Here is a 233-nt window from a genome sequence, read left to right as displayed (position 1 = left end):
GCCCTTAACCGGGCAGCACTGGGCCGCTGGCAATTGAGCTGAACCTGTTCCAGCCCTAGCCAGTCGGCCATCTTTCGCAGGTTCATCGCCAGCGCCAGCATGCCTTCCTCATCCAGCCCCGGCTCTTCCTCGTGCACGGCATGCACGGCCAGGCGCCCATGGGCACGCTCGGCCCGCAGGTCGACGCGCGCGGCAATGCGCTCGTTGTGCAGAAACGGCAGCACGTAATAGCC

1 pseudogene is annotated in these 233 nt (G+C 66.1%); it reads right to left on the bottom strand.

Annotated elements, in window-relative coordinates:
* Positions 1-233: pseudogene (locus AAEZ05_RS30345) on the bottom strand (winged helix-turn-helix domain-containing protein); the annotation flags it as partial.

Source organism: Pseudomonas sp. HY13-MNA-CIBAN-0226 (assembly GCF_040310305.1).
Classification (GTDB): Bacteria; Pseudomonadota; Gammaproteobacteria; order Pseudomonadales; family Pseudomonadaceae; genus Aquipseudomonas; species Aquipseudomonas gregormendelii.
The sequence above is the reverse complement of the archived record's forward strand: the minus strand, read 5'-3'. Positions and strand labels throughout refer to the sequence as shown.